Origin of the sequence: Lachnoclostridium sp. An169, assembly GCF_002160525.1 — a bacterium.
GTDB lineage: Bacteria > Bacillota > Clostridia > Lachnospirales > Lachnospiraceae > Mediterraneibacter > Mediterraneibacter cottocaccae.
In genome coordinates this window covers 247,963-269,145 of sequence record NZ_NFKT01000002.1, presented here as the reverse complement: position 1 = coordinate 269,145, position 21,183 = coordinate 247,963, and the positions used below count along the sequence as shown (strand labels likewise).

General features: G+C 43.0%; 25 protein-coding genes and 1 pseudogene. 17 read left to right on the top strand and 9 right to left on the bottom strand.

Annotated features, from left to right (window positions below; genetic code table 11):
- Positions 1–50: 50 nt before the first annotated feature.
- Positions 51–359, top strand: a pseudogene (locus tag B5F07_RS02735) (hypothetical protein); the annotation flags it as partial.
- Between the two features lie 65 nt (positions 360–424).
- Here B5F07_RS02735 and B5F07_RS02730 read toward each other — a convergent pair.
- Positions 425–631 (bottom strand): hypothetical protein, encoded by a 207-nt coding sequence (locus tag B5F07_RS02730; protein WP_242972402.1) that lies wholly within the window; start codon positions 629–631, stop codon positions 425–427.
- A gap of 79 nt (positions 632–710) precedes the next feature.
- Here B5F07_RS02730 and tnpA (B5F07_RS02725) point away from each other — a divergent pair, with 79 nt between their 5' ends.
- The 8 genes from tnpA (B5F07_RS02725) to B5F07_RS23505 all read left to right on the top strand — a co-directional run bounded on the left by tnpA (B5F07_RS02725) (position 711) and on the right by B5F07_RS23505 (position 6,567).
- A complete protein-coding gene (gene tnpA, locus B5F07_RS02725; protein WP_087159732.1) occupies positions 711–1,106 on the top strand; it encodes an IS66 family insertion sequence element accessory protein TnpA in 396 nt (131 codons plus the stop codon).
- Complete coding sequence (tnpB, locus tag B5F07_RS02720; protein WP_087159731.1) at positions 1,099–1,455, top strand: IS66 family insertion sequence element accessory protein TnpB; 357 nt, start codon at positions 1,099–1,101, stop codon at positions 1,453–1,455. Before tnpA (B5F07_RS02725) ends, tnpB (B5F07_RS02720) begins: the two co-directional genes overlap by 8 nt.
- A 273-nt stretch (positions 1,456–1,728) precedes the next feature.
- Positions 1,729–3,000 carry an IS66 family transposase gene (tnpC, locus tag B5F07_RS22970; RefSeq protein WP_140397971.1) on the top strand — a complete coding sequence of 424 codons (1,272 nt, stop codon included), beginning with the start codon at positions 1,729–1,731 and terminating at the stop codon, positions 2,998–3,000.
- A 62-nt stretch (positions 3,001–3,062) separates the two neighbouring features.
- Positions 3,063–3,458 carry an IS66 family insertion sequence element accessory protein TnpA gene (gene tnpA / locus B5F07_RS02710; RefSeq protein WP_087159730.1) on the top strand — a complete coding sequence of 132 codons (396 nt, stop codon included), beginning with the start codon at positions 3,063–3,065 and terminating at the stop codon, positions 3,456–3,458.
- Positions 3,448–3,807, top strand: coding sequence for an IS66 family insertion sequence element accessory protein TnpB (gene tnpB / locus B5F07_RS22280; RefSeq protein ID WP_162613038.1), 360 nt, complete (start codon positions 3,448–3,450; stop codon positions 3,805–3,807). The genes tnpA (B5F07_RS02710) and tnpB (B5F07_RS22280) overlap by 11 nt, the downstream gene beginning before the upstream one ends.
- Positions 3,808–4,096: 289 nt before the next feature.
- Positions 4,097–5,719: an IS66 family transposase gene (gene tnpC, locus B5F07_RS02700; RefSeq protein ID WP_087159729.1), complete on the top strand. Its 1,623-nt coding sequence runs from the start codon at positions 4,097–4,099 to the stop codon at positions 5,717–5,719.
- A gap of 43 nt (positions 5,720–5,762) precedes the next feature.
- Positions 5,763–6,230: an AAA family ATPase gene (locus B5F07_RS23510; protein WP_087159728.1), complete on the top strand. Its 468-nt coding sequence runs from the start codon at positions 5,763–5,765 to the stop codon at positions 6,228–6,230.
- Between the two features lie 220 nt (positions 6,231–6,450).
- The gene (locus tag B5F07_RS23505) at positions 6,451–6,567 is read left to right on the top strand and encodes a hypothetical protein (protein WP_334293365.1); all 117 of its coding nucleotides are present in this window, start codon (positions 6,451–6,453) and stop codon (positions 6,565–6,567) included.
- Here the strand turns inward: B5F07_RS23505 and B5F07_RS22555 are convergent.
- Positions 6,515–6,823 carry a hypothetical protein gene (locus B5F07_RS22555; RefSeq protein WP_162613036.1) on the bottom strand — a complete coding sequence of 103 codons (309 nt, stop codon included), beginning with the start codon at positions 6,821–6,823 and terminating at the stop codon, positions 6,515–6,517. The two genes, B5F07_RS23505 and B5F07_RS22555, sit on opposite strands and share 53 nt — an antisense overlap.
- 144 nt (positions 6,824–6,967) lie before the next feature.
- Here B5F07_RS22555 and B5F07_RS02685 point away from each other — a divergent pair, with 144 nt between their 5' ends.
- From B5F07_RS02685 to B5F07_RS02675, 3 genes are all read left to right on the top strand, one after another.
- The gene (locus tag B5F07_RS02685) at positions 6,968–7,417 is read left to right on the top strand and encodes a sporulation initiation factor Spo0A C-terminal domain-containing protein (protein ID WP_162613035.1); all 450 of its coding nucleotides are present in this window, start codon (positions 6,968–6,970) and stop codon (positions 7,415–7,417) included.
- Positions 7,418–7,686: 269 nt separating this feature from the next.
- Entirely contained in the window at positions 7,687–10,629 is a 2,943-nt protein-coding gene (locus B5F07_RS02680) for a glycosyltransferase family 2 protein (RefSeq protein ID WP_087159725.1), read from the top strand.
- A 216-nt stretch (positions 10,630–10,845) separates the two neighbouring features.
- On the top strand, positions 10,846–12,549 hold the full coding sequence (locus B5F07_RS02675; protein WP_087159724.1) for an AAA family ATPase: 1,704 nt from the start codon (positions 10,846–10,848) through the stop codon (positions 12,547–12,549).
- A gap of 160 nt (positions 12,550–12,709) precedes the next feature.
- On the opposite strand, the gene B5F07_RS02670 is transcribed toward B5F07_RS02675, so the two are convergent.
- Positions 12,710–13,018 (bottom strand): PD-(D/E)XK nuclease domain-containing protein, encoded by a 309-nt coding sequence (locus B5F07_RS02670; RefSeq protein ID WP_087159723.1) that lies wholly within the window; start codon positions 13,016–13,018, stop codon positions 12,710–12,712.
- A gap of 159 nt (positions 13,019–13,177) precedes the next feature.
- Between B5F07_RS02670 and B5F07_RS02665 the strand changes: the two genes are divergently transcribed.
- Both B5F07_RS02665 and B5F07_RS02660 read left to right on the top strand, forming a co-directional pair.
- A complete protein-coding gene (locus tag B5F07_RS02665; protein ID WP_087159722.1) occupies positions 13,178–14,107 on the top strand; it encodes a nucleotidyltransferase family protein in 930 nt (309 codons plus the stop codon).
- Positions 14,108–14,317: 210 nt separating this feature from the next.
- A complete protein-coding gene (locus tag B5F07_RS02660; protein ID WP_087159721.1) occupies positions 14,318–14,662 on the top strand; it encodes a helix-turn-helix domain-containing protein in 345 nt (114 codons plus the stop codon).
- A 107-nt stretch (positions 14,663–14,769) separates the two neighbouring features.
- Here B5F07_RS02660 and B5F07_RS02655 read toward each other — a convergent pair whose 3' ends face one another.
- The 3 genes from B5F07_RS02655 to B5F07_RS02645 form a co-directional block, all read right to left on the bottom strand.
- A complete protein-coding gene (locus B5F07_RS02655) occupies positions 14,770–15,063 on the bottom strand; it encodes a helix-turn-helix domain-containing protein (protein ID WP_242972400.1) in 294 nt (97 codons plus the stop codon).
- 8 nt (positions 15,064–15,071) lie between these two features.
- Positions 15,072–15,305 (bottom strand): helix-turn-helix transcriptional regulator, encoded by a 234-nt coding sequence (locus B5F07_RS02650; protein WP_087159720.1) that lies wholly within the window; start codon positions 15,303–15,305, stop codon positions 15,072–15,074.
- A 187-nt stretch (positions 15,306–15,492) separates the two neighbouring features.
- Positions 15,493–16,254, bottom strand: coding sequence for an ATP-binding protein (locus B5F07_RS02645; protein ID WP_087152611.1), 762 nt, complete (start codon positions 16,252–16,254; stop codon positions 15,493–15,495).
- 185 nt (positions 16,255–16,439) lie between these two features.
- Here B5F07_RS02645 and B5F07_RS02640 point away from each other — a divergent pair, with 185 nt between their 5' ends.
- Both B5F07_RS02640 and B5F07_RS02635 read left to right on the top strand, forming a co-directional pair.
- The gene (locus tag B5F07_RS02640) at positions 16,440–16,733 is read left to right on the top strand and encodes a transposase (protein WP_087159719.1); all 294 of its coding nucleotides are present in this window, start codon (positions 16,440–16,442) and stop codon (positions 16,731–16,733) included.
- A 41-nt stretch (positions 16,734–16,774) separates the two neighbouring features.
- A complete protein-coding gene (locus B5F07_RS02635; protein WP_242972406.1) occupies positions 16,775–17,407 on the top strand; it encodes an IS3 family transposase in 633 nt (210 codons plus the stop codon).
- A 24-nt stretch (positions 17,408–17,431) separates the two neighbouring features.
- On the opposite strand, the gene B5F07_RS02630 is transcribed toward B5F07_RS02635, so the two are convergent.
- The 3 genes from B5F07_RS02630 to B5F07_RS02620 are packed head-to-tail and all read right to left on the bottom strand — an operon-like array spanning position 17,432 to position 20,608.
- Positions 17,432–18,457: a tyrosine-type recombinase/integrase gene (locus B5F07_RS02630; protein ID WP_087159718.1), complete on the bottom strand. Its 1,026-nt coding sequence runs from the start codon at positions 18,455–18,457 to the stop codon at positions 17,432–17,434.
- On the bottom strand, positions 18,447–19,412 hold the full coding sequence (locus B5F07_RS02625) for a tyrosine-type recombinase/integrase (protein ID WP_087159717.1): 966 nt from the start codon (positions 19,410–19,412) through the stop codon (positions 18,447–18,449). The genes B5F07_RS02630 and B5F07_RS02625 overlap by 11 nt, the downstream gene beginning before the upstream one ends.
- Complete coding sequence (locus B5F07_RS02620) at positions 19,409–20,608, bottom strand: tyrosine-type recombinase/integrase (RefSeq protein ID WP_087159716.1); 1,200 nt, start codon at positions 20,606–20,608, stop codon at positions 19,409–19,411. The genes B5F07_RS02625 and B5F07_RS02620 overlap by 4 nt, the downstream gene beginning before the upstream one ends.
- A 215-nt stretch (positions 20,609–20,823) precedes the next feature.
- Here B5F07_RS02620 and B5F07_RS23500 point away from each other — a divergent pair, with 215 nt between their 5' ends.
- Entirely contained in the window at positions 20,824–21,084 is a 261-nt protein-coding gene (locus B5F07_RS23500) for an integrase core domain-containing protein (protein ID WP_204248806.1), read from the top strand.
- Positions 21,085–21,183 lie beyond the last annotated feature (99 nt).

The window sequence follows — 21,183 nt, the reverse complement described above, 5'->3', positions numbered from 1 at the left end:
AAAAATAAGGCAGTCAGTCGTTTCCGGGGATTTAAAATTCCTATCAATATGCATTTCAAAAGATGCATTTACCGTTTCCCGGTGAAAAATTCGTGGGAAAAGCTATCGGCGCTCCTCTTCTGTCTGTTTTCAGAGAGACTTGCGGGCTCACAGAAGAACAGGCGGCAGAAGCAGTAAAATTTTATAGGGAGTACTATGCTTCCAAAGGGAAATCAGAAGCTGATGTCTATGATGGAATCAGTGAAAATTTAAAAGCTCTGAAAGAGAACCACATATTGCTTGGTGCAAACAGCCACTTTCCGCGGCCAGCAGGGCCGCATTTCCCGGCCAGTCAGGGCCATATTAAACGGCCAGCCTGAGATATCAGCAGGGCAGAGGGTACTCCGCCCTACTGATCAGTATTGATCGTTGTTCCAGAAGAAAGCTATGCTTTCTCAATCAGTACAGTAAATCCTGTAGTCAGTCTGCGCCGGATTCCGTCAAGCTTACCGTAGCATTCCTTCTCGTCACTCAGCTGGTTTCCCCACTCATCTGGAGAATACTGACAGCTGAAGAGTGTGGAGGTGCCAAGGTCATCCCGAAGTTTTATGAGATGATACAGGATCTTGATCCCTTCTTCTGTAAACGTCAAATCGCTCGCCTTTCACTAAATTGAGTTTTAGTCCATACTTGAAAAAAACAATAGATTTTTTCAAGGAGGAACTAACATCATGGATCAGTGTACTCATGAGGTACGCGCCGAGTACTGGAGAAACATTATCAAAGCCTGCGGGCAGCGTCCCGCAGGGCAGTCAGCTAAAAAGTGGATGGACGAAAACGGAATTTGTGAGCAGAGCTATTATCATTGGCAGCGGAAATTCAGACAGCAGGCCTATGACCAGATGAAAGAAAAAGAGATGCTTCCATCTGTGACAGAAAAAGCGGAAGTCTCTTTTGCAGAAATCCCATACAGCCCGGCAGTCGGCAGAGAAGACATACCAGGCGTTAGCGAGGCCGGTCGTACACCGGCTGCCGTTATCCGGACTTCTGCAATGAGTATAGAAATCTCAAACCAGATCTCCGAATCTCTTCTGAGCAGGATCCTGCGGGAGGTAGCCAATGCTTGAGGATGCGGCAGGGATCCGGCGTGTGGTCCTTGCCTGCGGAACAGTTGACCTCAGGAAGGGAATTGATGGGCTGGCAATGATCATCGGGGATCAGTATGGGCAGAATCCATTTGAAAAAGGGACACTTTTCCTCTTCTGCGGCAAGCGGTCTGACCGATGTAAAGGTTTGCTTTGGATGGGGACAGGATTCCTGCTTCTGTATAAAAGATTCGAAAACGGGCGGATGTCCTGGCCAAGGGATACACAGGAGGCAGCCGATCTCACGGAAGAGCAGTTCCATTATCTGATGATGGGGCTTAACCCGCTGGACCTTAGAGTGAAAGAGGTGGCACCCGGAAAAATATATTGAAATGATTGTGCAAAACAGAGAAATTTTTTTCTGTTTTATCCGCCTGAAAATCAGCGCTCCAGAGGCGTAAAAGGCATCTGCTGATACAGCAGCAGAGCCCGTCAGCGGTACTTCCGGGAACAGGCAAAGTTTGAGGATCCTATATTTTACAGACGGTCAGTTCGAAACTGGACATGCTAAAAATCAGGGCAAAATGACGGATTACTATTCTGCCGTGATTGGCGCAATTGAGCACTTTCTGGTATACTTTTTACAGGAAAGGCGGTCGTCAGTATGTGTCAGAAATTTACACCCGAACAACTGAAAAACATGGATATGGAGACAAAAGACGGTGTCATTTTTCAGATGCAGGACCGTCTGGATAAGTTGGAGCATGACTATGAGAATCTGATCGAGCAGATCCGTCTGGCAAACCAGCAGCGTTTTGGACGGCATACAGAAAAACTGGGCGAGATTGCAGGACAGCTCTCCTTTTTTAATGAGGCGGAAGCGAACTGTAGTGAAGACGCGCCAGAACCAACAATAGAGGAAGCAATCTGTCTGGAACTGAAACCCGTGCGCCGCGCAAAGAAAAAAGGACAGAAAGAAGAAGACCTGAAAGATTTCCCACAGGAGGAAATTTCTCATGATGTCCCGGAGGAGGAACTGATCAAAACCTTTGGTGAAAGCAATTATAAAAGCATGCCGGATGAGGTTTACTGGCAGCTGCGGTTCGAACCTGCGAGATGGATTGCAGAGAAACATATCGTAAAAGTATACGTTGGAACAGACGGGCTCCATCAGGACGAGTTTCTGCGGGGTGACCATCCTTCCACTTTGTTTAGAGGGAGTATTGCCACTCCGTCTCTGGAAGCAGCGATTATCAATGCAAAGTACGTGAACAGCAATCCGCTGGATCGTATTGCCAGAGATTTTCAGACAAACGGACTTCAGCTGTCGAAACAGACCATGTCTAACTGGACGATCTGGACAGCGGAAAGATATTTCCAGCCTGTATACAACTGGATGAAAAAACGTCAACTGGAAGCTCATGTCAACCAGTGTGATGAAACAACGGTAGAAGTCATCCATGACGGCAGACCTGCAGGCAGTAAAAGCTATATGTGGGTGCATCTCACCGGCGAACTCAGTCCGGGTCCAAAGATTGTTGTGTATGAGTACCAGAAGACCAGGCACAGCAGCCACCCCAAAGAGTATTATAAAGACTTCAAAGGGATCCTGATGACGGATGGGCTGGAACAATACCATAAGCTGGCAAGGGAACTGGAAGGGGTGACCAACGCGAACTGCATGGCGCACGCGAGGCGGCATTTTGCCAATGCGATCAAGGCGATTGGGAAGGGAAATGAAAAAGCCATCAAATCCTCCATCGCGTATAAAGCACTGGTAAGGATCGGGGCAATCCATAACCTGGAGGGAGCCTTAAAAGAACTGACTGCGGAAGAACGCCTGAAGGAACGACAGGCCTCAATCAAGCCATTGGTTGAGGAATATTTCGCGTGGGTCAGAGAGATCGTATACGGTAAACCACTAGTACCGTGCTAGTTTTATCTATCCATGAGATAATAACTCCAGAAAACTACAAGTTTTTTAAAGGAGTTGTCCCTATGGATAAGATCACACATCAGGTCCGTGCAGAACACTGGGCCAAAATCATGAATGAATGCATCAACAGCGGGATGTCTAAAACTGCCTGGTGCAGGGCAAATGGAATTTCAGAAAAGCAGTTCTTCTACTGGCAGAGAATCCTGCGCAGGGAAGCTTTCGAGAATTCCCAGAATTCATCATTACCGGCAACTGTCGGTCCGGATCAAGAGTTGACGCCAGCGCCTCAGAGAACGGTCTCTTTTACCGAGATCCAGCTTCCATCTTCTTCCCAGAGCACAGATCCGGTTTTCCATCCGGATCTCGTGATCCGAAAAGGCAGCCTCATCCTGGAGATTTCGAATTCAGCGTCGAATGAGCTTCTCTTACGGATTGGAGGGCTCCTGGGTGCTGAATAATGCAACCGGATTCCGGAAAATCTATATCGCTGCCGGATATACAGATTTACGCCGAGGGATCGATGGTCTGGCATCTATTATTAAATTCAACTTCCAGCTGGATCCATATGAAAAGGACATCCTTTTTCTCTTCTGTGGCAGACGAAGTGACCGCATCAAGGGGCTTGTATGGGAAGGCGACGGATTCCTTCTCCTTTACAAAAGGCTGGAGCTTGGCGGCTTCAGCTGGCCCCGTACAAAAGAAGAGGCACTGGAAATCACACCAGAGCAATACCAGGCTTTGATGCAGGGGCTGGAAATCGTCTCCAGACATCCGATCCAGGAAGTGCATCCCCAGGATTTCCTGTAAGACATTGTGCAAAATGGAGAAAATCAAAAATCTTTTCGTCTTTACCGTCTCGAATAGATCGGAAGTTATCCACAGCCGCGCCTCATCGCATTCATTCAATCATGGAGTACTTACCGGCAGCAAGCTGCCGTGTGGATAAGTACTCTGAAAAACTGAAAAAACTATTAGTTTTTTCGGCTTTTCAGAGTGTTTATCCTATGGTGAGAATGACGAATGATCATTTTGTGCGGTTCGCTTTTTCTTCTGTTTTGCGGTACAATAGTTCCAGCAAAACAAAGGAGCACCGGACATGTCAAAGATCTACTCACCAGAAGAACTGAACAGCTTCAGCAGGGAAACACTCGTGGCAGTGATCCTGTCCATGCAGGATCAACTGAGCCAGCTGAACGCAAACATGGAGCGCCTGATCGAGCAGATCGCTGACGCAAACAATAAACGTTATGGGCGTTCTTCTGAAAAACTGGATGTCATAGCAGGCCAGTTAGAACTGGAACTCATCTTTAACGAAGCAGAAGCCCTGACAGAAACACTTTATGTCGTTGAGCCGGCCGAAGAAGATGTGATCCAGGTCAGGCACCGGAAGAGGAAAGGAAAACGCGAGGAAGATTTAAAGGATCTTCCGGTTGAAGTGATCCCTCATACTCTTTCGGACGAAAAACTGCAGGAACTCTTTGGTCAAGATGGCTGGAAGAGGCTTCCGGATGAAGTTTATAAAAGAGTCCGTGTCCAGCCAGCCGTGTACACAGTCGAAGAGCATCATGTAGCTGTCTACGCTGGCAAGGACAATCAGACGATCATTAAGGCTGACCGTCCGAAAGATCTGCTCCGCAACAGCATCCTGACTCCATCCCTGGCGGCAAGTATCATGAATGCCAAGTATGTAAACGGGCTTCCGCTGTACCGGATCAGCCAGGAATTCCTACGGAATGATATCCACATCTCCAAGCAGGTAATGGCGAACTGGATGATCCAGTGTGCGGACCGGTATCTGGGTCCCCTTTATGATTATCTTCATAAAGAGGTGTACCGTTTCCATGTGCTGCAGGCTGACGAGACCCCGGTCATGGTATCGAAGGATGGGCGCCCCGCAAATAGTAAGAGCTATATGTGGATCTACCGCACCGGGAAGATGTACAAAGATACGCCTATCGTCCTGTATGAATATCAGCGGACCCGAAAAGCGGATCACCCGAGAGAATTCCTGAAAGGTTTCACAGGCGTAGTCGTCTGTGACGGCTATTCCGCTTACAGGAAACTGGACCGGGAAAATCCGGATATCACATTTGCCGGGTGCTGGACCCATGCGAGGCGGTATTTCTCGGATGCCTTAAAAGCGCTCCCGAAAGAAGCACAAAAAACTGCGAAAGATACCGTTGCGTATGAAGCGGTGAAACGGATCGGGGCCATCTATCATCTGGACAATCAGTTGTCTGATCTGGAACCGGATGATCGAAAAAAGCAGCGGCAGATGACAGTCAAACCTCTGGTGGAGGCTTTCTTTGCGTGGGTAAAAGAAGTTCAATCTTCCAATCGTCTTCCCAAAGGGAAAACACTGGAAGGGATCAACTATTGTATCAATCAGGAAGAGGCACTGAAAGTGTTCCTGAATGATGGAGAAGTTCCTCTTGATAACAACGTAACAGAAGGAGCGCTCCGCAGTTTCTGCCTGCACAAACATGCATGGAAACTGATCGACAGTATCGATGGTGCGAAATCCAGCGCGATCATCTACAGCATAGCGGAAACAGCAAAGGCGAATAACCTGAATCCGTTCCGTTATCTGGACCATGTCCTGACAGTTTTGAAAGACCACCAGGACGATACGGATTACAGTTTTATAGAAGAACTGCTTCCCTGGTCAGATCAGCTTCCGGAAATCTGCCGGAGCAAGTCAAAAACAACCAATCTGTAAACCTGGCCGCCGGAAACGGCGGTCAAAAAATGAGCCAGTACTCATGGTTTACCGTATACCATTTCTTCAATCTGGTGTCTGGATGAAAGCATCATTGCGGATAGTGTCAATAGTTTTTCACAAAACTTCATTGCAGCTTTTATCAAAAAAAGTTATAATGAATTCACTGGAATTTCCGAAAAGGAGTGTATCCCGGATGAATCAGATACAGCCGAATTTACTACAATCGAAAATGCTTCCTGTCGGAATCGAGAACTTTGAAGAAATTCGGACGGAGGGATATTACTATATAGATAAAGCCGGAACGATTAAGTCTTTACTGACAAAACAGAGTAAATTACTCTTCCGCACCCGTCCCCGCCGGTTTGGGAAATCCCTGAATATAAACATGCTGAAATCGTTTTTGAAATCGGATGCGATCCTTCCCTGTTTGCAGGACTTGAGATTTCAAAATAGCGCGATCTGTGTGAAAAATACATGGGGCATTTTCCTGTGGTTTCCGTCAGTCTGAAAAATGTCAGCGGAGACAGCTATTCGGCAGCGCGTTCCTTTATGTGCTCTGTGATCGGAAATGAAACGCTCCGTTTTTATGATGTTCTTATAAGCAGCACGAATCTGAACGGTGCTGAGAAAGCTTTGTACAGACAGCTTATCGCTGTTTCCGAAATGCTCGGGAAAGCTAGTACGACGTACCCCTGGTGAAGGCGGAAGAACACGGTTATTATGACCAGATGATCCACCTGATTCGCAACATGTTCGAGCAGCCTCTCAAGACAAATGACAGCCTGTATTTTGTCATCCTGCTTGGATGTCTGCGAGTGACAAAGGAAAGTATTTTCCAACCGTGAAAGCGGAAAAGACTATGCTGATATCGTTGTCGAAATCGTTCCTGAAAAAATCGGGATTGCCATTGAACTCAAATATCCCGCCGATGGCGACCTGGACGCAGGCTACCGGGAAGCTCTGGAACAGATTGATACAAAGAATTGTACTGCGCAGCCAAAACTGGACGGCATGAAACGGATCATTAAATGCGGTATTGCCTGCCATATAAATTTCCAATATAATACTTCTGCTCTTATAAAAGCGATCTCTGAGAGCCACAAAACAAGGCTCCTGGAGGTCGCTTTTTGCAGACTATTGAATCCGGGCAACAAAATGTCGAATAAAGTCGAAATTTGTCCATTGTTTTGCCAGATTCTTCCAAATTACTATATTAACATAACTAATCCCGGAAGGAGCTTTGTCATGAATCACAAGCAATTAATTATCAAAATTTTAAATTTATTAGGAATGAATCGGCTGAACAGCGGTTACAACTACATTGTATACGGCCTGAATCTGCTGCTGGAGGATGAACGGCTGGTTTTAAGTATTGTAAAGTCGTTATACATAGAAATAGCCACTACTTATAATACAAGCTGGAAATGTGTTGAGAGGAATATGCGAAGAGTAATCAAAGGTGTCTGGATATCCGCTAACGACAAGCTGCTCAAGACAATTTTTCAGAAAACATCGGCTGATAAAACTCCTACGAACAAAGAATTTTTAATCGGACTGTGCGATTTTATCCTGTCTGCGGATTCCATTCCCGCAAAAGAAGAAATAGTAATTACATGTCCGATATCCCAGAAGTACTGTAAGGCGTTTACCGATTATTGTATCTGTGAACTCCAGGCAAATAAATTATTAAAGTAGATTCCGAGAAGTAAAAATGAATATTGTACTTTTATTTCATCAAGGCGGGAAGTCCTGCTGCGTCATAATCTGAGGCAGCAGGACTTCCCGCTTTTTTCATGTTGGAAATTAGTGTTGGATAATCGACCCTTATCGTAACTTTTAACTGTTTAGCAGGAATGTGTATGAAGGTAGATTCCTTTTGGAACTCCTTACCTATATATTACGAAAGGATAAGCTACTAACCGGATACTTTTGGCTATAAACTTATTATACGAGGAGTGAGAAACATGAGAAAACAGGTGTTATTATCAATTATTGTGCCTGTGTATAACACGAGTGAATTTTTGGATAGATGTATTGAGAGTGTTTTGACACAAACATACGAAAATTTAGAAATGATTCTTGTAAACGATGGCTCTACAGATGGGTCCGAGCAAATCTTGCAAAAATATGCTGAGATTGATGACAGGATAAAAATTGTAAATTGTGACCAGAATAACGGACTGTTTCAAGCGAGATTGAGGGGATACGAACAGGCAAAAGGACAATATATCTGTTCGTTGGATAGTGATGACTTTGTTGGAAGAGATTATTATCGTAGCATGCTGCAGGCTGCACAAGAATCAAAAGCAGAAATTGTAATTTCAAATATGACCACATATTACCAAAAAAGTGGAGAACGATTTCATAGAAGCCTTGGTAATTATGCTATACGAGATATAGCACTGAACAGTCAGGAAGAGATCAGAAAAGCGTATTTTGGAATGGATGCAGAAATTTCTCAGTGGTGGTTCGTATGGAATAAGATTTATAGAAGAGAGATTTGGGATCGTTGCTATGATATATTAAGCCAATATACCGGACATCATATTATGTTAGAAGATTTTGTATATGGATCTGTTTTTATGACAAATGCAAAATCTGTTTATAGTACAGAAGAAAATAATTATTTTTATGTTCGTCATGAAAATGCATCTACTGGAAGTGGTGGCGGTGTAAAAAAACTGTATAAAAACATTAATGATATAGTTGATGCATTTGAATTTCTAGACAGATATTTCGAGGGAAAACACTATGAAAAGGAAGGAAAAGAATTTGTCCGAAAGGCTGCTAAACGTTGGAAAAAAACGTGGGGGGCAAGTGTAGAAAAGGCCAATATTGAGGATACGGACAAAAAAGAATTAAAAGAAATTCTAAATAGAATAAGGGTTCCGGACGAAGCAAAATTGGATCAATTTGAAGATATATGGAAAGGATATTTTTATAGAGAGACAACCCAATACAATCCTCTACGTGAAAAAATAAAGAATAAAATTTTAGATAATAAGACAAAAGTAGTTTGCATTCAAATTCCTGACGTGATGTGCTTGGATGTTTTAAATGATAATCAAATTGAAGAATTGTTATTAGCAAACTGGGAAAAGACTTATAAAATACAGCTTGGCAGTATTTTGCAGATGCGTAGAAAATATTTGGAGTATTTTTCTGAAGAAGGAATAACCCACAAATCAGAAACAAATGCAACAGAATATTTTACTGATAACCTTATGTCAGATGATCTGAAACAGTTGGAAAATGAACTGCGGACGAAATATTCTTATCTTAATGAAGCATTAATTGATATATATCAATTTACCATAAACATAGGTAAGCCCATTGCTTTTGTTAACACATCACACCGGAAATATAGCGACTTCACCGAACGGTTTGGAAAAGAAAATGTATTTAATGCTTTTGATTATCAATCGGATATTTTTGAGATAATAGTCGAAAAATATTTATGTGAGGAAGATGAAGTTTTATATATCGGAAATGGAAAAAGACCAACAAAGAGATATTTAGATGAAAAGCATATTTCTTTTATAAAAGTTGAAGATAAAGATGAAATTTTCGCAAAAGAATCTGTAGCCACATTATATAAGAAGAACATATTTTATAATAGCAAGAGTGTGATTGACTATCCGATCAGAATATATTTTGAAAAAGAATTATACTCTGATAGCATAGTAAAATACGGGGAACGTTTTCTACGTGAAGAAATCCGAAAAGGGATTGTTGACTTTATCCATGAATATTTGTGCTTATTTGCAGATTGTCTTGAACAGATATTACCATACTTTAGCAGTATGGATTCGTTGGAATATGATTATTTTGTTTCATATCCCAAGTCTGCGGATCGACTTTTGTTTGACATTGTTTCAATGATAGATATTGAAAAGAAATCAAAACCCCGGAGGCTCTTGAGCAATATTTGGTGGTCAAAACTGGATGAAAATCAATTACTGCCAGAGAAGAAAAAGAAGAAGGCAGAGGAGAAAAATACAGCAAAAAAGAAGCACACCTATCAAATGAACCCATATGCAACTTATTATAAGTGCAAAGAATATCAATTAGATAAATTTAATTCCTTAGAACGGATAATGCTTTATTACATATATGATAAAGATTTGCTGACTTACAAGTTGCATAAATACGCCTGGTCTAGGCATACTTTGCTTCCAATTTTACATCTTTTCAGAAAAACTGAAAAGAAAGATAGAGGCTGTCTTTATATCGCAACCAGTAACTATAATCTTCTCTGCTGTATGATTCATAAGGAATTGTACCATAAAAATGATCCATGTGATTTGGCACTTTCTATCTGGCGTAAAGACAAAGTATCTGGCCTAAAAGCGGAAAAGTTTTTTGAAAATATTTATATTATGGATAATAATCATTTTCGCAATATGACATGGCAATTGGACAAGGAGATTGAAGGAAAAAGCAAGGCAGAGACAGATTATTTGGTGGAAGGTTTTTATGATCGTTTTTATGAAGAACTGCCCGTTAGAATTCTCAGGTATCGTCACATTGTTGCGACGAATACTATTATGCCAATTACGGTTTTATTACAAAAACTACATTTACCCTATGATACAGATGTTAATTTTGTTTTGTCAGCAACAGAACTTTTTAAAATCAAAGATTTGGATTTGATTTTATGTTCAGAAGGAAGTGTTATAGTGTTTCCCATAACCGGTCAGCGCGTACCACAAAATCAAAAAGTGGAGATGTGTATTCCTGATATGCTTAGGCTGTCATTGGCATCCAGGAATACCGGATTAAAAAAGAAGGTAGTATCGGCGCCACTTCTATTGGAATGTAATGGCGTATCAGAATGGACCGTGGAGTACAGTGCGGATTATAGCGGGTTTGTTCGGGTACAGCAAAATTCACTGGATCACTTATGAATTTCTCCATGGAGTGGTTTCTGTATTTCCCAAGAGAAAAAATAACAGATTCACGATGTTCTCCCGGAACTGGAAACGGTAAATGTATCCGCGCTGCTGCTTTTTGCATCTCATACGTACATGAAAGGGCTTTCCTGCAATCCTTCATTGCAGTTTGCATCAAAAGCGACTATAATGAATTTACAATGACGCTACAGGAAAGGAGTGTTTTGCTCTGTGAAACATAAAAAACTTCCCATTGGCATAGACGGATTTGAAAAAATCAGAACGAATGATTTCTATTATATTGACAAAACCTTGTTCATTAAGGAGCTTTTACAGAACTGGGGTGAAGTAAACCTGTTTACCCGACCCAGACGATTTGGAAAGTCTCTGAATATGAGTATGCTCAAATGCTTTTTTGAGATTGGCGCTGACTTATCCCCCTTCGAGGGGCTGAAAATCATGCAGGAAAAGGGACTGTGCGATAAGTACATGGGGAAATTTCCCGTAATCTCCATCAGTCTGAAAAGTGTAGATGGGCGGGATTTTGAGGAAGCATCTGCAGCGCTGCGGACAGTGATTGGAAATGAGGCAGGTCGTTTCCGCTTTCTTCGTGAAAGTACAGTCCTTGATGATGAAGATAAAACAGCATATGGACGTCTCTTCAATGTAGAAAGCAGGAGTTCAGCAAGCTATTCCATGTCAGTTCCCATATTGACCGATAGTTTAAAAACACTCTCACAGCTTCTGTGTAAACATTACGGACAGAAAGTCATCCTGCTGATTGATGAGTATGATGTTCCTTTGGATAAAGCATTCCAGGCAGGATATTATGATGAGATGGTAACTCTTATCCGTAATATGCTCGGCAATGCACTGAAGACAAATGAAAGTCTTTATTTCGCTGTTTTAACCGGCTGCCTGCGAATTTCCAAGGAAAGCATTTTCACCGGACTAAATAATCCGAAAGTACACACCATTTCAGATGTCCGGTATAATGAATTTTTCGGCTTTACCGATACAGAAGTGGATGAACTGTTAGAATTCTATGACCTGACATCTCATAAAGACGTGTTCCGGGACTGGTACGACGGGTATCGTTTTGGAAAAGTTGATGTGTACTGTCCCTGGGATGTGATCAATTATTGTGATGAATTATTGGCTGATCCGTCGGCTCCACCCCAAAACTATTGGGCAAATACCAGCGGAAACGAGCTGATTCTCCGCCTGCTCAAAAAAGCAGATCAGACCACAAAAGATCAGATGGAAGATCTTTTAAACGGTGAGGCGATCATAAAAAGTATCCGTCAGGAACTGACATACAGGGATATAGAGGAGTCTCTGGATAACATCTGGAGTGTGCTCTATGCTACCGGCTATCTGACCGGGGAGCATGTGGAAAATGCAGATGCAGATGTATTTCGGTTAAGGATTCCAAACGGTGAAATCCAGAAACTGTTTGCCGACCTTATACAGAACTGGTTTCAGGAAATGACGCGCACAGATACCTTCAGGATCAACCGTTTTTGTGCGGCGTTCCCTGACGGAGATGCCCCCACAATCCAGGAAATGCTTCAGGACTATCTTTGGGAGTCCATCAGTATCCGTGATACAGCGGTGCGGAAAAATATGAAAGAAAACTTTTACCAAGGTATGCTGTTGGGGCTTTTGCAAAGCCAGGGGACATGGAGTGTTCAGTCTAACACGGAAAATGGACTTGGCTACAGTGATATTTCTATCCGCACACCTGAGCGGATCGGGATTGTGATTGAGTTGAAGTATGCCCACGATGGGAATCTGGAAAAAGCCTGTAAAGAAGGACTCCGCCAGATTGAGAAAAAGTCGTATGCAGCAGGGCTCAGGCGGCGGGGAATGAAAAAAATTATTCGATACGGAATCGCTTTTTATGAAAAGGACTGTATGGTTGAGATGGGGTAGCCTTGTTCCATGCTCTTTTTATGCCTGAAAATATCTATTTTGTAAAGTGTATTATTGAAAATGGCGAATACGGGGCATCGCACTAATGACTTAGTGCGATGCCCCCTGTACTCTTAAACTTTTTTCTCCAATGGCGGCTCATTCCCCAACCATTTCCGTATCAGGTCGGTACTGAAGAGTCTGTTTTTACCATTACAACCATACATTCCTTTTCACAAAATGCCATACCATACTTGATAATTTTTTCTATATTTCTATGTTTAAGTCCTTCAGCGTATTTTCTATCTTCAATCTGTTTTAGCGCTTTCTTGCAGGCTGCTTCCAGATTGCCGTCTTCAGCATATTTCAATTCAATTATAATTCCGACCCGTTTCTCAGTACATATGCAGATATCGCTGTAGCCCTCTCCTGTTTCTGCATTCGACTGAATCAACCAGTTCCCCTGACTGCGCAAAAGTCCCAGAACCATGCCGTGATAAAAGCAGATGAAGTCTAAACGAGAAATTATCCATAGGGTGTTGTATTTCCTCCGATGGGTTGATACAATAGATATGTCACCGGCAGAATATTACCCGGATCCGGAGACAGCAGTCCCGGTGAATTGTGAGAATTTCAGGAGGAAAACAAGATGAAAACATCATTAGTTATCATGGCAGCAGGAATCGGCTCCCGTTTTGGCGGGGGGATCAAACAGCTCGAGCCGGTAGGTCCGAACGGTGAAATCATCATGGATTATTCCATTCATGATGCTATGGAAGCGGGATTTGATAAGATAATCTTTATCATCCGCCATGATATCGAGAAAGATTTCCGCGAAGTGATCGGAGACAGGATTGAAAAGATCTGTGCGCGGAAAAATGTCGAAGTATGCTATGCATTTCAGGATCTGAGCGATATACCGGAGGGCTTCACAGTTCCGGAAGGCAGAACGAAACCCTGGGGAACCGGCCAGGCGGTTCTTGCCTGTAAAGACCTGATCAAAGAGCCGTTTATTGTTATCAATGCGGACGATTATTATGGAAAAGAAGCATTTGTTAAGATTCATGATTTCCTGCAGGGATATACGCCGGAGAAATCAAATGAATTCTGCATGGCAGGATTTATCCTGAAAAATACACTCAGTGAAAACGGCGGTGTCACCAGAGGAATCTGCCAGTTGGATGAGAACGGCTATCTGACCGGCGTAAATGAGACTTCCAATATTGTCAAGACTGCTGATGGAGCAGCTGTGGATGCAGACGGGACCTTGACGCCTGTCGATGCATTGTCCTACGTTTCCATGAATATGTGGGGGCTGACGCCGGAGTTTGTTGGGATGCTTGAGACAGGTTTCGTTGAGTTTTTTGAAAAGCTGAACGGAAATGAGGCAAAGGCAGAGTATCTCCTTCCGATCTATATTGATGAGCTGCTAAAAGCCGGAAAGGTTACAGTAAAAGTTCTGGGAACAGATGACCGGTGGTTCGGCGTTACATATAAAGAGGATAAGCCGGTGGTGGTAGAATCCTTCCGGAAACTGATCGAAGACGGAGTATATAAAGAAGAGTTGTTTGCGGAGTAAAAGACGCAAAAAGAGTGCTACATGGGGAACAGCTGGAAAACGGCTGTTCCCTTTTATCATTCATTATATTGAAGTGTGTTTATGTCAGATTTCCATAATTTCCATTTTTATCCAGTAATTGAGTACTCACATATCGAAAATACAAATAGTGCGACACGATATTTCAGCTAAAATGAAATAAAGTATACAAAAGATTGTGAGGAACACAGAATGGAGAATCGGGTCAGGGAACTTCGCTTGGAACGGGGAATGAATCAGACAGAACTTGCTCTTAAGATCAACGTTTCCCAACAGACGATCAGCAGAATCGAAAATGGTCTCAATACATTTCCTGCTGACACACTGATTCATATAGCAAAATTCTTTCATGTATCTACAGACTATATTTTACGCCTGTCGGATACAAGGATGACAGAAGAATACCGGATAGAAGTACAGACTCATATGGAACAGCATATGAATATCTGCCGAAGCTATGAAAAACTCAGCAGGCGGAACCAGGAACTGGTCTATGAACTGATGGAGCAGTTGGGAAATACAGAAAAAGATAAATAAAAAAGACAAATAATTTCCGGCTAAGAAAATGGGTAACACATAGCCAGGACTTTCGGACAAACAGTCATATTAAAAAGAAGTTCGAAAGTCCTGGCTATATGAAATTTTCATTTTCTGTTCCAACGGTCTTTGGCGCTCCTTCTTGCCGGCATCCGCCCCGGTACCTCTTTTGGCTTTGGCGGATATTCTCTTCCCACAAGTTCATCCAGGGATATATTGAAAACATCTGCGATACGAATCAAAGTAAAGATGTCCGGAAATGTAACGCCACGTTCGTAGGAGGAGATCGTCTGTCGTTTGATTCCGAGCTTAAGGGCAAGTTTTTCCTGATTCATGCCATAACGATTTCTCACTTCTCTCAGACTCTTTCCTACAGAATTCTGAATCATACTCTCTATCATTGTATCAATCATTCCTTTATATCAGCATTTTGGGGAAATTCCCGTCCTGCGAGTTCATCCAGCGATACATCAAAAACATCGGCAATTTTCATCAGTGTATATATATCCGGCAGACTGCCGCCGCGTTCATAAGATGAGATGGTCTGTCTGCGGATATTCAGATCCCTTGCAAGCGTCTCCTGTTTTATTTCTCTTTCCGTTCTCAATTTCCGGATGTGTTCTCCGAATTCTTGTTTCGTCATTTGTATCACCAGTTCTATTTTACCACCGGATGGAATATTTTTCGGGGAATATATAAAAATAGAGTAGATAGATACATAAAGTTCGCGTGGATGTAAATTCCAGTAAAAGGGGGCATATGCTCCGCACCAACGGTGCGCTCAGTCCATTTTAAACGGTGCGGAGCATCATCCCTCTGATGACAGATGCTTATTTCTCAGCTTCGCGCATACTGATACCATTCATTTCAAGCCGATAGCTATGTCGCTTATCAGTAATACGGGCAAGACATGCATCCGCATAAGTATGTTCCCTGAACAGATCAAACCATGACTTGATCGGAAACTGTGAAATGATGATTGTGGACCTGCGTCCATCCCGTCCATCGATTACTTCGAAGAGATCACGGCATTTATCCAGATCCAGCTCCATGAGACCAAAGTCATCAATCGCAAGCAGATCAAGTTTGGACAGCGCGGTAACGTATTCCAGATAGGTTGACTTCAGTCTGGCCTGCTCCAGCTCAAGCATGAGCGTGTTTGCACGGATATATCGCACCGTCTTCAGCTGGCGAAGAGCAGAGATACACAAGGCATTGCTTAGATGTGTTTTCCCGCTGCTTGTCATCCCGGTAATCAGGAGATTCTTTCCTTCATCAATCCAATGGCAGGTTGCCAGCCGCTCAATTGCATCTGTGTCCAGTTTTCTTGCAGGATCATAAATGGTTTCATCCAGATCAGCATCCGGATAGCGCAGATGTGCCTGTTTCAGATAGCGTTTAAACTTTTTGTCGTATCGTATCTGCCATTCATGGTTTACGATCTCCGTGAACCGTTCAATGAAGGGCGCCAGATCGGCATTCGGATCCAGCATCTGGCTTTCAAATGCATCTGCCATTCCGGACATCCTCAGGGAACGCAGGCGTTCACAGATCAGGAGTTCCTCGTGAGTAAGGGAAAGATTTTCATTCATTGATAGCAGTCCCTCCCTCTGATGTTTTCATGTTCCGGAAGATGCCCGGCTGCTCTGTTTCCTGTCGGTTCGTGGTTAACCAGGCGGCTAAGTAGTGATAGTATAAAAATAGTACAAAATAAAGATGCCATGTATACCTAAATCATGTATGATAAGAAAGATGATATGAAGGAGGAATCACAGACATGGCAAAAGGTACGAAATATGATCAGCAGTTTAAGGAGAATGCAGTCAGGTATCGTCTGGATCATCCGGAACTCACACTCAAGAAAGCGGCTGAAAATCTGGGAATCAGTGATTCTGCGCTCAAAACATGGCTCCGGGCAGCCAAGGAACATGAAGGCTGTGTGCCAACAAGAGGATCCGGCAATTATTCCAGTGATGAGGCAAAAGAGATCGCTTGTCTCCAACGAGAGCTAAGGGATACAAAGGATGCCCTTGAGATTCTAAAAAAAGCCATCAGTATCCTGGGAAAATGACAGAGGCTGTTTATACTGCCACAGCAGAGTATATTGTGGAAATGGAGCAGCGGCCGGTGAAGCACCGTGTCTCTGTCAGCGGGGTACTGAAACGTCTTGGTGTTTCACGATCCGGCTATCACGCATGGAAAAAAAGATGCCCTTCTGCTGCTGAAAAACACCGCGGGGAGGTTAAGGAAAAAATTTTAAAAATCTATGAGGATTCCCACCAAAACTATGGTGCTCCTAAAATCACCCATGAATTGTGGAAAGGCGGCGAAAAAATTGCAGTAAAAACGGTTGCGAATTATATGCGGCAGATGGGGATCAAAGCCCAATGGATAAAGCCTTATACGCGAACTACGATAGATTCTGATTTCAGCAGGGAACTGCACAATATTCTGAATGAGCAGTTCAATCCGGAACAGCCGGATGCAGTATGGGTATCGGATATCACATATATTTGGACATTTGACGGCTTCGTATACTTAACTAGTATTATGGATCTGTATTCCAGAAAAATCATCGCATGGGTACTCAGCGAGACGCTGGAAGCATCCCATGTAGTGGAGTGCGTAGAGAAAGCAAAGAAAATACGCAGCATTACACAGCCGCTAATTATACATACGGACTATGCCGAAGAAAACACTATGCCGAAGATATTAAATTCTCTTGATATTATACGGAATGCTTGAAATTCTTCGGCATAGTATTTTAGGTCAGTCAAGAGAATATATGGCTTTCCGGATAGCTTCTTTCTTCCAAAGCTTTTCATCATTGCCTATCTTGGGAGCAGTCTTGTTTATCGCTTCACTCATCATCTCAAGCGTAGCAAAGGCATAAAACCCTGATGTTGTAGACATACTTTCATGACCGAGCAGCTGCATAATAAAAGGAAGTGGGACGCCGTTTTTATAGAGATCCATTGCCCTTGTTTTCCTCATAAGGTGGCAGTAAACATTATCAGGTACATTCCCGCAGGTTTCCCTGGCTATATCGGCAGCTTTCTTTAACGCAAGACTGATACTGTCTGTTGAAAGCTTGTGGGGCTTCCCATCCCTAAGACTATAGAACAAAGGTGCTTCGTTCCCAGCAGGATGAAATTCCTGAAGATAGATTTCCAGATGTTTCACAGTCTTCGCCATAAGTGGCACATTACGGCATTTACGTCCTTTGCCAACCAGTGTGATATAAGGGGGTGGAGCATCCATATGAAGAGAACTCACATTGAGATCACTGAGTTCCTGTACTCTCGCTCCACTGTCATACAAGAGGATCAACATCATGCGGTTTCTTCTGTGCTTGCCTGTCTTGGAATCATAGGCTGCCAGGATCGCAGAAGTAGCTTGTGGTGTCAGATATTCTACAGGTCTTTTCTCTTCTTTTAGTTTCCGCACGGAACAGGCATTAGTATATACGCCCCTGAGTTCAAAATCTTCTTCAGAACAATATTTAAGAAATGACCGTATGGCAGTCAGCCTCAGGTTTATGGTCTTCGGCGCGAAATCCTTTCCTTTTAGCCAGGTGATATACTCTTGTATGTTGTCTCTTACAAAGGCATCAAATGTAACTTGATCCTCTGTCAGTGACTTCACTTCTTCCAGAAAAGCCAGGTAGGTCTTTAATGATTGTTTGTAAGCATCAACGGACTTATCTGAGAGGTTACGAACTGCTGGCATATAATCGTGAAGGTATGCACGGGCAAGCACCCAGAAATCCTTATCCTTTTTCCTCTTATACTTCATCGTCTTCCACCTCCGGTATCATGGCTTCCGTAGACGCTGACAGTGCAGAATACTGTGGAAAGTAATCGGGGATGAGGTGAATGTAATAATAGGTACTCTCCAGCGAAGCATGCCCCATATATCTCATAAGATACAGGAGCATTGCATGGACATCTTTCCCCTCTTCAGACCAACGCATGATATTGGCGCAGGCAAAGTGATGCCGGAAATCATAAGCTCTCGGTTTTACCTTTCCATCACGTTTCAACCCGGCTGAGAGCCATATGTTACGGAAGTTCGATGATAATGCGCTGGGCGAGCAGATGCCTCCATGGCCTCCAGGAAAGAAATATTCTCTTTGGGGAAAGCACTTTGAGATTGCGCCGTCATACTTCCTGAGATAAGTGATGAGTTCCTCTGAAAGATAAAGTCTGCGGTCCCTGTAAGATTTGGTATTGAGTATATCAACAAACCCATCGTCCAGGTGGATATCGCAGCATTTAAGCTTTCTGGCTTCGCCGCAGCGTACACCACAACAATAGAGGAACCTGTACAATGCAGGAAACACGTATGGTCTTCCCAAAAGCTTTGTGCGCAGAACATAAGAATCACAGGCTTTGAAGAAAGCTTGGATTTCTTCATCAGTTATGAGATATACCTCCGCATGATAATGCTGAATGGAAAATCTGTCATCTAGGACGTAGGCATCACTTTCTCCGATACTGCGCAGATAACGGCCAAATTCCCTGATGGGTGGTATCCAGCTCCTGTCCTGGGATTCCGATTTTCCGGCGTGCCAAAGAGCCCAGCCTTCAGCCAACCCCTTTGTAAGTAAATCATAGTTTCCATGTTCGAGATTATACTGATCAAGTTCCAGCAGATAGACGCGGCTGGTGTCATATTTAATCCCGAGTGCATTCTTGTAGGCTATGAAATCATTGAGTTTGTACGCAAGTTTACTGACAAATCTCCTCATGCGTTCACCTCCTTAGAAATGCCCGTCATGGGGAGGACGCATTCTCTGAGTCTGACCGCATCGGTTGTTATATAGACATCGGTTGTATCTGTGCTGGCATGGCCGAGGATGGCAGAAATCGTTGATATTGGGACTTCATTTTTTACCATCGTCGATGCAGCATTATGGCGGAGCATATGCATACCGAAGATACGAGCATCTTTGCTGATATCCGCCTTCTTAAAGGCATTTTTGACAATGGCATAACAAGATGTATGGCCTGCCAAAGGATCAAAGGGTGCCAAAGCCCTTACGAAAAGGTAATCATTGTCGACCTTCGGTCTCTCTTCGTAAAGGTATCTTGCAATGGCATTTCCTACTGCCAATGTAAGGGGGATATTTACAAGATTACCTGTCTTTGATTGCTTAAATGAGATTGTTTCGAGGTTCCAGTCAATGTTTGAAAGTCGCAAGTTTATCAAGTCTATCGCCCTTATACCTGTCGAAAGCCCAAGAGGAACGATAGCTGCGTCTCTGTTGCTGATAACTCCGGATTCGATCGTATCACGAAGTCTGTCTTTCTCGTCATCAGTCAACACAGGAATGATTTTTTTGGGCCTGTAAGCGTGCATACCATCGATGACCGCAAAAAGATCTGTACGTCCTATGAAAGTAAAATAGAGCCTGAGCCCACAGAGGACTGCGCGCTGCCTGCTCTGTTTCATCGTTCTGAGATAATCCACGATAGTGGCAGCCGAGATTTCCCTCAGTTCGTATATCTGGATGAAATCCAGATACTGAAAAAAACAGAAGACTTCATAATCATAGAACCTTACCGTATTCTCGTTGGAATACTTTTTTCTCAAATAAGAACCATACTCATAATACAGTTTGTTCAGGTTTTTATTTTCTGGCTCTTTCCTTCCGCGTTTCATCACAGAAAGGTCGAAAGAGCCAGTGTAGTAATAGGACGTCAACAATCTTGCAAACCTTCCCTGTGAGAAATAACGCTGTTTGCTGAACTTCCCTGTTTTTTTGCTGATTACGTCATCCGCATAGGATTGCCCGAGTTCTGGGGTATACTCGAAGGCTTCTTTTTCTTTGCAAAAAGCTTTAAACCTGCGGATGATACCTCTGTAGTTGAAAATTGTGTTCTCATTATAACCGGCTTGAATGAGAGTTTCTAACAATGAATTACAGATTGTTTCGATTTTCATCTTGAAGTACCTCCTTGTCTTATAATAAAAATAGGTACTTCAATTATATAAAATACTATGCCGAAAAAATTTGAAACATCGGCTTAGTATAAGGCTTAATGCTAAACTTCGGCATAGTATTTTCTTCGGCATAGTCCGTATTATACCGAATTCGGTATAATACGGACAGAGGCTGCCAGTATGTATCAGATGCGTTCCGTCAGGCAACAGATGGGATGGTAAACAGTTATTCAAAGAAAGCATATCCATGGGATAACGCATGTATCGAATCCTTCCACGCGTTACTGAAGCGGGAGTGGATTAACCGTTTTAAAATTTTTAACTACCGGCATGCATATAAGTTGGTATTTGAATATATCGAAACGTTTTATAATACAGTGCGGAGCCACAGTCATTGTGGATATCTTTCGCCTGATCAATATGAGGAGGCGTATTATGCAGCGTTAGAAGAAAAAGCAGAAGCTTTGGCAGGGTAAGCCAACCTTAAAAAAGGCATGTTTAATTTGTACTTTTTCTTGACATAGGACCAGAAAAAAGATAAAAGTCCCCTGGAGACGGGGCGCGGCAGTAAAATA

Excerpts from the sequence above, each read along its gene's own strand:
- tnpA (WP_087159732.1), top strand. The coding sequence starts at position 711 with ATGGATCAGTGTACTCATGAGGTACGCGCCGAGTACTGGAGAAACATT.
- tnpB (WP_087159731.1), top strand. The coding sequence starts at position 1,099 with ATGCTTGAGGATGCGGCAGGGATCCGGCGTGTGGTCCTTGCCTGCGGA.
- tnpC (WP_140397971.1), top strand. The coding sequence starts at position 1,729 with ATGTGTCAGAAATTTACACCCGAACAACTGAAAAACATGGATATGGAG.
- tnpA (WP_087159730.1), top strand. The coding sequence starts at position 3,063 with ATGGATAAGATCACACATCAGGTCCGTGCAGAACACTGGGCCAAAATC.
- tnpC (WP_087159729.1), top strand. The coding sequence starts at position 4,097 with ATGTCAAAGATCTACTCACCAGAAGAACTGAACAGCTTCAGCAGGGAA.
- B5F07_RS23510 (WP_087159728.1), top strand. The coding sequence starts at position 5,763 with ATGGTTTACCGTATACCATTTCTTCAATCTGGTGTCTGGATGAAAGCA.
- B5F07_RS23505 (WP_334293365.1), top strand. The coding sequence starts at position 6,451 with ATGATCCACCTGATTCGCAACATGTTCGAGCAGCCTCTCAAGACAAAT.
- B5F07_RS02685 (WP_162613035.1), top strand. The coding sequence starts at position 6,968 with ATGAATCACAAGCAATTAATTATCAAAATTTTAAATTTATTAGGAATG.
- B5F07_RS02680 (WP_087159725.1), top strand. The coding sequence starts at position 7,687 with ATGAGAAAACAGGTGTTATTATCAATTATTGTGCCTGTGTATAACACG.
- B5F07_RS02670 (WP_087159723.1), bottom strand. The coding sequence starts at position 13,018 with ATGGTTCTGGGACTTTTGCGCAGTCAGGGGAACTGGTTGATTCAGTCG.
- B5F07_RS02665 (WP_087159722.1), top strand. The coding sequence starts at position 13,178 with ATGAAAACATCATTAGTTATCATGGCAGCAGGAATCGGCTCCCGTTTT.
- B5F07_RS02660 (WP_087159721.1), top strand. The coding sequence starts at position 14,318 with ATGGAGAATCGGGTCAGGGAACTTCGCTTGGAACGGGGAATGAATCAG.
- B5F07_RS02655 (WP_242972400.1), bottom strand. The coding sequence starts at position 15,063 with ATGATAGAGAGTATGATTCAGAATTCTGTAGGAAAGAGTCTGAGAGAA.
- B5F07_RS02650 (WP_087159720.1), bottom strand. The coding sequence starts at position 15,305 with ATGACGAAACAAGAATTCGGAGAACACATCCGGAAATTGAGAACGGAA.
- B5F07_RS02645 (WP_087152611.1), bottom strand. The coding sequence starts at position 16,254 with ATGAATGAAAATCTTTCCCTTACTCACGAGGAACTCCTGATCTGTGAA.
- B5F07_RS02640 (WP_087159719.1), top strand. The coding sequence starts at position 16,440 with ATGGCAAAAGGTACGAAATATGATCAGCAGTTTAAGGAGAATGCAGTC.
- B5F07_RS02635 (WP_242972406.1), top strand. The coding sequence starts at position 16,775 with ATGGAGCAGCGGCCGGTGAAGCACCGTGTCTCTGTCAGCGGGGTACTG.
- B5F07_RS02630 (WP_087159718.1), bottom strand. The coding sequence starts at position 18,457 with ATGAAGTATAAGAGGAAAAAGGATAAGGATTTCTGGGTGCTTGCCCGT.
- B5F07_RS02625 (WP_087159717.1), bottom strand. The coding sequence starts at position 19,412 with ATGAGGAGATTTGTCAGTAAACTTGCGTACAAACTCAATGATTTCATA.
- B5F07_RS02620 (WP_087159716.1), bottom strand. The coding sequence starts at position 20,608 with ATGAAAATCGAAACAATCTGTAATTCATTGTTAGAAACTCTCATTCAA.
- B5F07_RS23500 (WP_204248806.1), top strand. The coding sequence starts at position 20,824 with ATGGTAAACAGTTATTCAAAGAAAGCATATCCATGGGATAACGCATGT.